Source organism: Pseudomonas sp. I8001 (assembly GCF_013385345.1).
GTDB lineage: Bacteria > Pseudomonadota > Gammaproteobacteria > Pseudomonadales > Pseudomonadaceae > Aquipseudomonas.
In genome coordinates this window covers 1-12,351 of record NZ_JACAQC010000019.1, presented here as the reverse complement: position 1 = coordinate 12,351, position 12,351 = coordinate 1, and the positions used below count along the sequence as shown (strand labels likewise).

Below are 12,351 nucleotides of genomic sequence, written 5' to 3'. Positions count from 1 at the left end.
ACGTCGATCTGCTTCGACTTGTCGGTGTGGGAGCTGTTTGTGACCCTGGCCGGCGGCGGCTTTATCGTCGGTGCCCGCAATGCCCTGGAGCTGCCGGAGCTGGCGGCCCGAGACCGGGTGCGCCTGATCAACAGCGTGCCTTCGGCGATGGGAGCCTTGCAGCGTGCCGGGCAAATCCCGCAAAGCGTGCGCATCATCAATCTGGCGGGCGAACCGCTGAAGCAGTCGCTGGTGGATGCGCTGTACGAGCATGCCCATGTGCAGCACGTTTACGACCTGTATGGCCCGTCGGAAGACACCACTTACTCCACCTGGACCCGCCGCGAAGCCGGTGGCCAGGCCAATATCGGCAGGCCGTTGGCCAACACCGCCAGCTACCTGCTCGACGCCGAGTTGCACTCGGTGCCGGTCGGCGTGGCGGCGGAGCTTTACCTGGCCGGTGAGGGCATCACCCGTGGTTATCTACTGCGTCCGGGGCTGACCGCCGAGAAGTTTGTGCCGAACCCGTTCTCGACCACCGGCGATCGTCTGTATCGCACCGGCGACCTGACCCGTTACCGCAATGACGGCGTGATCGAATACGTTGGCCGCATCGACCACCAGGTGAAGATTCGTGGCCTGCGCATCGAGCTGGGAGAAATCGAAAGTCGCCTGCTCGCCCACCCAGGTGTGCGTGAAGGGGTGGTGCTGGCCCTGGACGGCGCGAACGGCCAGCAACTGGTTGCCTACGTGGTGCTGTCGCAGGCCACAACGACCCAGGACGCCCTGCGAGCCAGCTTGCGTGAACACTTGCCGGATTACATGGTGCCCACCCAGTGGTTGTTCCTTGAGCAACTGCCGCTGACCCCCAACGGCAAACTCGACCGCAAGGCCTTGCCGCAACCGGATCTTGAGCCGCAACACAAACTCTATATCGCGCCCCATAACGAGCTGGAACAGCGCATCGTCGCGATCTGGCAGGACGTGCTCAAGGTGCCGCAGATTGGCGTCAGCGATAACTTCTTCGAGCTGGGCGGCGACTCGATCATCTCGATCCAGGTGGTCAGCCGTGCGCGCCAGGCCGGGATTCGTTTTACCCCCAAAGAGCTGTTCCAGCACCAGACCGTACAAGGCCTGGCCTCGGTGGCGCAGTTGGGCGAGGGCGCACTGCTGATCGATCAGGGCCCGGTGACCGGCGACAGCGTGTTGCTGCCGATCCATCAGGCATTTTTCGATACGGCGATTCCCGAGCGGCACCACTGGAACCAGTCGGTACTGCTCAAGACCACGCAGCCGTTGAACCCTGAACATCTGGAACAAGCCCTGCACGCCTTGCTGGTGCAGCACGATGCCTTGCGCGTGAGCTTCGTCCGGCAGGCCGATGGCTGGCGAGCGACTTACCAGCCGGTCAGCGAGCAACCTTTGCTGTGGCAACGCAGCATCGTCGACGCTTCGGCGCTGGAGCAACTGGGCGACGAAGCCCAGCGCAGCCTGGACCTGGGCAATGGCCCACTGCTGCGCGCGGTGCTGGCGACCCTGGCCGATGGCAGTCAGCGGCTGCTGCTGGTGATCCATCACCTGGCGGTGGACGGCGTGTCGTGGCGCATCCTGTTCGAAGACCTGCAAACCGCCTACGAGCAACTGCAGCAGGGGCGTGTCGTGGCACTGCCGGCCAAGACTTCGTCGGTCAAGGCCTGGGCGCAGCGTCTGCAAGGTTATGCCCGAACCGAACGCCTGCAACAGGAGTTGCATGACTGGCAAACGCTGCTGGCCGACGTCGACAGCGCCTTGCCGTGCCTCGATCCCGAAGCCGGCTTGCGCAATGATCAAGGTGCCACGGTGCACAGCGCCTTGACCCCGACGCACACCCGCCAACTGCTGCAAAACGCCCCCAAGGCCTATCGCACCCAGGTCAACGACCTGCTACTGACCGCGCTCGCGCGGGTGGTTTGCCGCTGGACCGGCCACGCCGATGCCTTGATCCAGTTGGAAGGCCATGGTCGCGAAGACTTGTTTGACGACATCGACCTGACCCGCAGCATCGGTTGGTTCACCAGTGTGTTCCCGGTCAAGCTGACGCCGGCTGCGGACCCGGCTCAATCCCTCAAAGGTATCAAGGAGCAACTGCGCGCCATCCCCGATAAAGGCCTGGGTTTTGGCGTGCTGCGTTACTTGGGCGACGCGCAGGCGCAAGCGGCGCTCAAGGCATTGCCGACACCGCGGATTACCTTCAACTACCTGGGGCAACTGGACGGTCATTTTGAGGACGACAACGGTGCGCTGTTTGTACCGTCGGGCGAAGCCCGTGGCGCCGAGCACAGCCCGCAGGCACCGCTGGATAACTGGCTGGCACTCAACGGCCAGGTGTTCGATGGCGAGCTGCGGTTGAGCTGGACGTTCAGCCCGGCCATGTTTGCCACCGCGACCATCCAGGGCCTGGCGGATGACTATGCCTGTGAACTGGCAAGCCTTGTGGAGCATTGCTGCACGTCGGGTGCCGCGGCCGTGACCCCGTCGGATTTCCCGCTGGCCAACTTGAGCCAGGCGCAACTGGATGCGCTGCCCATTCCCGCGCAGGCGATTGCCGACATCTATCCGCTGGCGCCGATGCAGCAAGGCATGCTGTTCCATACGCTGTACGAGCAGGCGTCGGGCAACTACGTCAACCAGATGCGCCTGGATGTCGAGGGGCTGGACCCGCAACGCTTCCGCCAGGCCTGGCAAGCAGTGCTGGATCACCACGATATCCTGCGCACCTGCTTTGTCTGGCAGGGCGAGTTGGCGCAGCCGGTGCAGGTCGTACTGGAGCAGGTCGAGCTGCCTTTTGTCAGTCATGACCTGTCCGGCCACGCCGATCTGGCGACGGCCCTGGATGCCTTGGCGGCCGATCAACAGCAGCAGGGCTTCGACCTGGCGCAGGCACCGCTGTTGCGCCTGGTGCTGATCCGTACCGGTGTCGACCAGTACCATTTTATCTACACCCATCACCACATCCTGATGGACGGCTGGAGCAACTCGCAGCTGCTGGGCGAGGTATTGCAACGTTACAGCGGGCAATTCGAAGCCGGCCGTGGTGGACGTTATCGCGACTACATCGCCTGGCTGGACAGCCAGGACCGCCAGGCCAACCAGCGGTTCTGGACCTTGCAACTGGCTGACCTGCAAGAACCGACCCGCCTCGCGCAGGCACAGGCCCAAGGCGAAGTGCCTGGCAGCACGGGCTATTCGGATCACTACCAGTATTTTGACGCTGAGCGCACCATGCAGTTGAGTGAGTTCGCACGCCGCCAGAAAGTCACCCTCAACACCTTGGTGCAAGCGGCCTGGGCCTTGCTGTTGCAGCGCCAGAGCGGCCAGTCGAGTGTGTGCTTCGGCGCTACCGTCGCCGGGCGTCCTGCGCAATTGGCCGGTGTCGAGCAGCAGGTCGGGTTGTTTATCAACACCTTGCCGGTGGTGGTCAGCCCGCGACCGGAGCAAACCATCGCACAGCTGTTGCAAGCCTTGCAGGCGCAGAACCTGGCCTTGCGTGAACATGAGTACACGCCACTGTTCGAGATCCAGCGCTGGGCGGGGCAGGGTGGTGAGGCGCTGTTCGACAGCCTGCTGGTGTTTGAAAACTACCCCGTGTCCAAGGCCCTGGAGCAAAGCTCGCCAGACGGTTTGCGCTTCGGACGGATTGATAGCCATGAGCAGACCAACTACCCGCTGACCCTGATGGTCAACCTCGGCGAGGCATTGTCGCTGCAGTACAGTTTCGACCAGCGTTTCTTCGCCCCGGGGCAAATCCAGGCGCTGGCCGCGCAACTGCATAACCTGTTGCAGGCAATGACGCTGAATGCCGATCGTCCGCTGGGGACGTTTGACAGCCTGGACGACGGTGAGCGCAGCCGTGTGCTTGAGCAGTGGAACGCCACCGACGCCGATCTTTCGGCGCTACGGGTGCACAGCATGATTGAGCAACAGGCCCTGCATCAGCCGGACGCCGTGGCTGCGGTGTTCAACGAGCAGACCTATACCTATCGTCAACTCAACGAACAGGCGAACCAACTGGCGCACAAGCTATTGGAGCTGGGCGTAGGCGCGGACCAACTGGTGGGGATATGCGTGGAGCGCAGCCTTGAAATGCTCGTGGGCCTGCTCGCCGTGCTCAAGGCGGGTGCTGCGTATGTGCCGCTGGATCCGGATTTCCCGGTGGATCGCCTGGAGTACATGATTGCCGACAGCGGCATCGGCCTGTTGCTGACCCAGGCCCGCTTGAAGGATTTTCTGGTGCTTCCTGCGGGGCTGACGACGGTGGATCTGGATCCTCGGCATTCAGGGCTGGCGTCCTACCCGCAGAGCAATCCGCACGTGTCGGTAACGGCGGCCAGTCTCGCCTACGTGATCTACACCTCTGGTTCTACGGGCAAGCCCAAAGGGGTGATGGTAGGACATGCGGCACTGAGCAACTTCCTCGCCAGTATGGCGAAGGCCCCAGGCATGTCAGGCAGTGATCGGGTGCTGTCGCTGACGACGTTCTCGTTTGATATTTTCGGGCTGGAAATTTACCTGCCGCTGGTGCTCGGGGCACGTGTGGTCCTGGTGGGCAAGAGTGCCGCCCAAGACCCGGCCCAAGTCTTGGAGCTGGTACGCCGCGAGCATATTTCAGTGGTGCAGGCCACCCCGTCTACCTGGCGGATGTTGCTTGATAATCCCGAGGCGCACGCGCTGCAAGGCTGCAAGATGCTCTGCGGTGGCGAGGCGCTTGCCCAGGATCTGGCGGACCGCATGCTGGCGCTGTCGGACCAGGTGTGGAATCTCTATGGCCCCACTGAAACCACCATCTGGTCGGCGCAACACCCACTCAGCCGGGCGTTGCCGCAGGCCTGGCTTGGCCGGCCCATCGATAACACTCACCTGTACATCCTGGGCAGCGATTTGCAGCCAGTGCCAGTGGGTGTGGTGGGTGAACTGCTGATTGGCGGAGAAGGCCTGGCCCGTGGTTACCATCAGCGTGCCGGGCTGACCGCCGAACGTTTTATTCCCCATCCGTTTTCCAGCTCCGGGCAACGGCTGTATCGCACCGGCGACCTGGCGCGTTATCGCGCCGACGGTGTGATTGAGTATGTCGGCCGCCTGGATCACCAGGTGAAAATACGTGGCTTCCGCATCGAACTGGGAGAAATCCAGGCACGCCTGCAGGAGCACCCGGCCGTGCGCGAAGCCGCCGTTATCGCCCGAGAGGGCGGTGTCGGCCTGCAACTGGTGGGGTATGTAGTGCCAGGCGAACCGCTCGGCCACGACCGGCAAGTGCTGCTGCGCGATGAGCTCAAGGCCCGCCTGATGGAAACCCTGCCGGCCTACATGGTCCCGGCGTTTCTGGTGATGCTCGACAGCCTGCCACTGACCCCCAACGGCAAACTCGACCGCAAGGCGCTGCCGGCGCCGGATGCCAGTCAGTTGCAACAGGCCTACGTTGCGCCGCACAGCGATCTGCAACGGCAAGTCGCCGGCATCTGGCAGCAGGTGCTGCAACTGGAGCAGGTAGGACTTACCGATAACTTCTTCGAACTGGGCGGGCATTCGCTGCTGGCGGTAAATGTCGTGTCGCGTATTCAACTTGAGCTGGGCTTGAAATTGACCCCGCAACTGCTGTTCCAGCACCCCCTCCTGGAAGACTTTGCCCACCATCTGGAACACGCCGGCGGGCAACAAATCAATGAATCGAAACTGAGCAAGCTGGAATTTCTGCTTGACGAAATGGAGGAAGTTTAATGGACATCCACGCCGCCCAGAGAATCGCTCGGCGTTTCATTACCTTGCCCCTCGACAAGCGTCGCCTGTACCTGGAGAAAATGCTTCAGGAAGGTGTTTCCCCGGCGAACTTGCCTATTCCCGAAGTCCAGTCGGCCGTTGAAGCGATTCCCCTGTCCTTTGCCCAGGAACGCCAGTGGTTCCTGTGGCAGTTGGACCCCCAGAGCACGGCGTACAACCTGCCCATGGTCCTGCGCTTGCGCGGGAACCTGGACCTGCTGGCGTTGCAGCAGTGTTTCAATCAACTGATCGCCCGTCATGAAAGCCTGCGCACCCGCTTTGTGCAGCGTGACGAAGGGGTAAGCCAGAACATCCTCGCCGAAGCGCCCCTAGACATTCCCTTGACGGTGCTGGCACCACAGGCCGATATCGAGGCGGCAATCACCGGGTTTGTCGAAGCGCAGACCGGGCAGCTGTTCGACCTGAACGAGGGGCCGCTGCTGCGGGTCAGCCTGCTGCAGATCGATGGGCAGGATCACATCCTGACGTTTGTGCAGCACCATATCGTGTCCGACGGCGGTTCGATCCAACTGATGGTCAATGAGCTGGTGCAGCTGTATGACGCCTGCCAGCGCGGCGAAACCCTGGTGCTGCCGGCGTTGCCGATCCAGTACGCCGACTATGCCATCTGGCAGCGTCACTGGATGGAAGCCGGCGAGCGCGAACGGCAACTGGCCTATTGGTGCGAGCAGTTGGGTGACGAGCAGCCGGTGTTGGCGCTGCCGACCGACCGTGCGCGGCCGGCCGAGCAGAGTTATCGCGGCGCGCGTTTTGAAATTGCACTGCCGCATGCCCTGAGCCAGCGCCTCAGGCAATTGGCCCAGCAGGAAAAGGCCACGCTGTTCATGGTGCTGCTGGCGTCCTTCCAGGCGTTTTTGTATCGCTACAGCGGGCAGCGTGATATCCGTGTCGGGGTTCCGACCGCTAACCGCAACCGGGTGGAAACCGAACACCTGGTGGGCTTTTTCGTTAACACGCAGGTACTTCGCGCCGAGGTAGTGGGCGAGCAGCCGTTCAGTGTTCTGCTGGACCAGGTCCGCCAGGCTGCCCTGGGGGCGCAGGACCATCAGGACCTGCCATTCGAGCAGTTGGTCGAGGCGTTACACCCGCAACGCAGCCTCAGCCATGCACCGCTGTTCCAGGTGATGTTCAACCACCAGCGCATGGCAGCCGCCGGCACTGGCGCGCTCGCACTGCAGCTGCCGGGCCTGTCCATCGAAGGCGTGGCCTGGGAGAACCGCACTGCGCAGTTCGACTTGACCCTGGAAACCTACGAGTCCGATGACGGCATAGCAGCGGCCCTGACCTATGCCACTGACCTGTTTGATGCGCTGACGATAGAGCGTCTGGCGCGGCATTGGCAGACTCTGCTGCAAGGAATCGTCGAGCAGCCCCACGCCCGTGTCGGCGAGTTGCCGTTGCTTGATGTCGCCGAGCGCGAGCAGATGGTGCAGGACTGGAACGCCACCTCACAGCCTTTTGGCGGCCTGACGCATCAGGTGATCGCCGCCCAGGCCGAGCGTACGCCCGACGCGGTTGCGCTGGTATGCGAGCAGCAACAGCTGACGTATCGCCAACTCAACCAGCGCGCCAACCACTTGGCGCATCGCTTGATCAACATGGGGGTTGGGCCTGACGCGCTGGTGGGTATCGCCGTTGAGCGCAGCGTGGAAATGGTCGTCGGCCTACTGGCCATTCTCAAGGCCGGTGGCGCTTATGTACCGCTGGATACCCAGTACCCGGCCGACCGCCTGGCTTACATGCTTCAGGACAGTGGCGCGCAGTGGTTGCTGACCCAGGCGGCAGTACGTGATCAGTTGCCCATCCCGCCGGGCGTCCAGGTGCTGGTCCTGTGCGACACTGACGAAACGTTGCAAGCCAACCCGCAGGTTGCCGTGCAACCCGACAACCTTGCCTATGTCATCTACACCTCCGGTTCCACCGGCCGGCCCAAGGGTGTCTCGGTTCGTCACCGAGGGTTGGCCAATCACATGGCCTGGATGTGCAAGACATTGCCACTGCAAAGCAGCGATCGGATCCTGCAAAAGACCGCGTTCAGCTTCGATGCTTCGGTATGGGAGTTCTGGCTACCGTTGATGACGGGTGCACAGTTGGTGATGGCCCAGCCAGGGTTGGCCGAGAGCCTGTCACTGTTGTGGGAGCAGGTCGAGGCACAGCGGATCACGGTCCTGCAGTTGGCGCCTTCACTGCTGCAAGCCTTGCTGCCTGAAGCGAGCGATGCCCAGCTGGCGTCGCTGAACGTCGTGTTGTGCGGTGGCGAAGCCTTGAGTACCGAGCTGAGCCGACAGTTGCAGCAGCGTTGGAGCGGGCGCTTGATCAACCTGTACGGCCCGACCGAAGCGACCATCGATACCAGCAGCCATGAAGTGCCTGTCGACCCTGCCGGCCCGATCGTGGCGATCGGCAAGCCGATCGACAACGTACGCACTTATGTCCTGAGCGAAGCGTTTGAGCCGTGCCCGCCGGGTGCGGCCGGTGAGTTGTATATCGGAGGGGATTCCCTGGCCCGTGGTTATCACCTGCGCCCGGGAATGACCGCCGAGCGATTTATTCCCGACCCGTTTGCTTCCCGTAGCGGCGCACGACTTTATCGTACCGGCGACCTGGTGCGTTATCGCCAGGACGGTGTGATCGACTACATCGGACGCATTGACCACCAAGTGAAGATTCGTGGGTTGCGCATCGAACTGGGTGAAATCGAAGCCCGCTTGCTTGCCCTCGACGGTGTGCGTGAAGCCATGGTACTGGCGCAGGGTGACGCCGGTGCCCAGGTGTTGGTGGCCTACATCATCGCGGCCGCAGGCGACCTGCAACCCGCGCCGTTGCGCGAGCAGATCCGTGCCGGGCTCAAGGCCAACTTGCCGGATTACATGGTCCCGGCCCATTTGCTGTTTCTTGAGCAATGGCCACTCACCGTCAATGGCAAGCTGGACCGCAAGGCCTTGCCACTGCCGGATGTCAGCCAGGCCGAACACGCCCATGTGGCGCCGCAGAGCGAGCTTGAGCAACGTATCGCGGTGATCTGGCAGGACGTGTTGAAACGTCCGTCCATCGGTGTCACCGACAACTTCTTCGAGCTGGGCGGTGATTCGATCATCTCGATCCAGGTGGTCAGCCGTGCGCGCCAGGCCGGGATTCGTTTCACCCCTAAAGAGCTGTTCCAGCACCAGACTGTCCAGGGCCTGGCCCAGGTTGCGCAATTGGCCGCCGGGGTGGTGATCGACCAGTCGGCAGTCGTCGGTGAGGCTCCCCTGGCACCGGTACAGATCGCCTTTTTTGAACAGCCGGTGCCTGATCGCGCGCGCTGGAACCAGTCCGTCATGCTCACGCCGAGGGTCACGTTGGACGTGGCGCTGCTGGAGCAGGCGCTCAAGCATCTGGTGACTCATCACGATGCGCTGCGGATGGCGTTCACTGCTCAGGCGCAAGGCTGGTCGGCGCGCTATCAGGCGCCGGGTGAGTACTCCGGGGCGCTGGTCCGGGAGGCTCGGAACATTGACCTTGAGGCGCTGGAGCAATGGGGCGACCAGGCCCAGGGCAGCCTGAACCTGGAGCGCGGCCCGCTGTTGCGGGCGGTGCTGGCGAACTTGAACGATGGCAGCCAGCGTTTGCTGGTGGTCATTCATCATCTGGTGGTGGACGGGATTTCCTGGCGCATTTTGTTCGAGGACCTGCAAAAGGCCTACCAGCAGCTCGCCAGCGGCCAGCGTTGCGTGTTGCCGGCCAAGACCAGTTCATTCAAGGCCTGGGTAGAACGCCTGGGGCAGGCGGCGACTGCGGATACGTTGCGCGCCCAGCTCGATTACTGGGAAGGCTTGTTGAGCGGTTCGTCGACGGCCCTGCCGGTGGACCATCCCCATGGTTCGCTCTCCAATCGCCACGCGATGACGGTGCACACCCAGCTTGATGCCCAGGCCACGCGGCAACTGCTGCAAGAGGCGCCGGCGGCCTATCGCACCCAGGTCAATGACCTGTTGCTCAGCGCACTGGCACGGGTTATTGGTCGCTGGACCGGGCAGGACAGTGCGCTGATCCAGCTCGAAGGCCACGGCCGTGAAGACCTGTTCGATGACGTTGACCTGACACGTACCGTGGGCTGGTTCACCAGCCTGTTTGCGGTCAGGTTGCCGGTCGAAAGCGATATCGCGCACTCGATCAAGGCGGTGAAAGAACAACTGCGGGCGATTCCAGACAAGGGGATTGGCTACGGTGTATTGCGCTACCTGGGCGATGAACCATCCCGCAGCCGCTTGCAGGCGCTGCCGGCGCCGAGGATTACGTTCAACTACCTGGGGCAGTTCGATGGCAGTTTCGATGACGAGCAGGCTTTGTTCGCTCCCTCGGGTGAGGCGCGCGGGCTGGAGCAAAGCCCGGAGGCGGCGCTCGGTAACTGGCTGACCCTCAATGGCCAGGTATATGGCGGCGAACTGAGCCTGGGCTGGACCTTCAGCGGGCAGATGTTTGACGCCTCGGCGGTACAGCGCCTGGCCGATGAATACCGTCTTGAGCTGCTGAGCGTGATCGCTCATTGCACGGCGCCCGGCAACAGCGGCTTGACGCCTTCGGATGTTCCGCTGGCCGGGCTCGGTCAGCGTCAACTGGATGCCTTGCCGCTGGCCCTGTCGGCTGTCGAAGATATCTACCCGCTATCGGCCATGCAGCAAGGCATGCTGTTTCACACCCTGTATGAGCAAGGTGGCGGCGACTACATCAATCAAATGCGCCTGGACGTTACCGGGCTGGATCCCGAGCGCTTCCGCCAGGCCTGGCAGGCGTGCGTGAACAGCCATGAAATCCTGCGTACCGGCTTCCTGTGGCAGGGTGATCTGGAGCGACCGCTGCAAGTGGTGCACAAGCACCTGGAGTTGCCATTCACTGTGCTCGACTGGCAGGAGCACCCGGCACTTGATGGCGCACTCGATACCCTGGCCGACGCTGACCGCCAGCGTGGTTTCGACCTTGTGCAGGCGCCTCTGCTGCGCCTGACCGTTGTGCGCACGGCGCCGGATCAGTGCCATTTGATCTATACCTCCCACCACATTCTGATGGATGGCTGGAGCAATTCCCGGCTGCTTGGTGAGGTGCTGCAACGCTACAGCGGGCAAGAGCCCGAGCACCAGCCGGCGCGCTATCGCGACTACATTGGCTGGCTGCAATCCCAGGACCAGACGCTGCGAGCAGCGTTCTGGACGCAACAGTTGGCACCGCTGCAAGCGCCGACACGGCTGGCCCAGGCGGTGGCCGCGCCGCTGTCCGCAGATGCCGGCTACGCCAGTCATTTCGAGGTGCTGGACTCGCGCCAGACGCGCCTGCTGAACGAGTTTGCCCGCCAGCAGAAAGTCACCCTCAATACCTTGCTGCAAGCCGCCTGGCTCCTGCTTTTGCAGCGTTATACCGGGCAGTCGACGGTGTGCTTTGGCGCCACCGTGGCTGGGCGTCCGGCCGACCTCAAAGGCGTCGAGCAGCAGATCGGCCTGTTCATCAACACCCTGCCGGTGATCGCCAGCCCGCTTGCCGGGGAGACGGTCAGCCACTGGTTACAGACCGTTCAGGGGCAAAACCTGGCGCTGCGCGAGCATGAGCACACGCCGCTGTTCGAGATTCAGCGCTGGGCCGAACACGGTTCCGAGTCATTGTTCGACACGCTGTTGGTGTTCGAAAACTACCCGATCTCCGAGGCGCTGGCTCAAAGCGCGGACGATGGGCTGTCCTTTGGTGCCGTTGTGGCCCATGAGCAGAGCAATTATCCGCTGACACTTTCCGTCAATGCCGGGCAGACGCTGGGGTTGCACTACCACTATGACCGCAGTCAGTTTGCGGCCGGGAAGATGGCGGGCATTGCCCGTCATCTTAACCAGTTGCTTGCGCGCTTCATGGCCGGCAGTGAACAGGTGCTGGCGCAACTCGCCACCCTTGAGGGCGATGAACGTCGGCTGGTCGAACATACCTGGAACGCCAATGGCCTGGACTTCCCGCGTGAGCGGTGCATCCATCAACAGATTCAGGACCAGGTGCAGCGTACGCCCGACGCCCTGGCGGTTATCTGGGGTGATGAGCAACTGACCTACCGCCAGTTGAACGGCCGGGCGAATGCCCTGGCCCACAAGCTGGTGGCGCTGGGTGTTGGTCCTGAAGTGCGGGTTGGCGTGGCCATGCCGCGCAGTGCGCAGATGGTCGTGGCATTGCTCGCGGTACTCAAGGCGGGCGGCGCGTATGTGCCGCTGGACCCGGATTACCCGGCCGAGCGCGTGGCCTACATGCTCAAGGACAGCCAGGCGCGGGTGTTGTTGACCCAGGCTGCGGTGGCGCTTGAGGTGGACGCTTCGATTGACGTGCTGCTTGTGGATGCTCAGGAAGTTGATGATCAGGATCTGGACGTTGCGGTCCACGCCGGCAACCTGGCCTACGTGATCTACACCTCCGGCTCCACCGGCCTGCCCAAGGGCGTGGCCATTACTCACCGTAACGTGGCGGCGCTGACCCAGTGGTCGCAGCAGGTTTACAGCCCTGAAGACATTCAAGGGGTGCTGGCCTCGACGTCGATCTGCTTCGACTTGT

The 12,351-nt window shown here is 62.8% G+C and carries 2 protein-coding genes; both read left to right on the top strand.

Going from position 1 to position 12,351, the window contains the following annotated elements:
- The coding region (locus HX839_RS15140; protein ID WP_177067267.1) for a non-ribosomal peptide synthetase at window positions 1-5,733 on the top strand (5,733 nt) is incomplete at its 5' end.
- A partial coding sequence (locus HX839_RS15135; protein WP_177067266.1) for a non-ribosomal peptide synthetase occupies window positions 5,733-12,351 on the top strand: 6,619 nt, incomplete at its 3' end. The genes HX839_RS15140 and HX839_RS15135, both read left to right, overlap by 1 nt.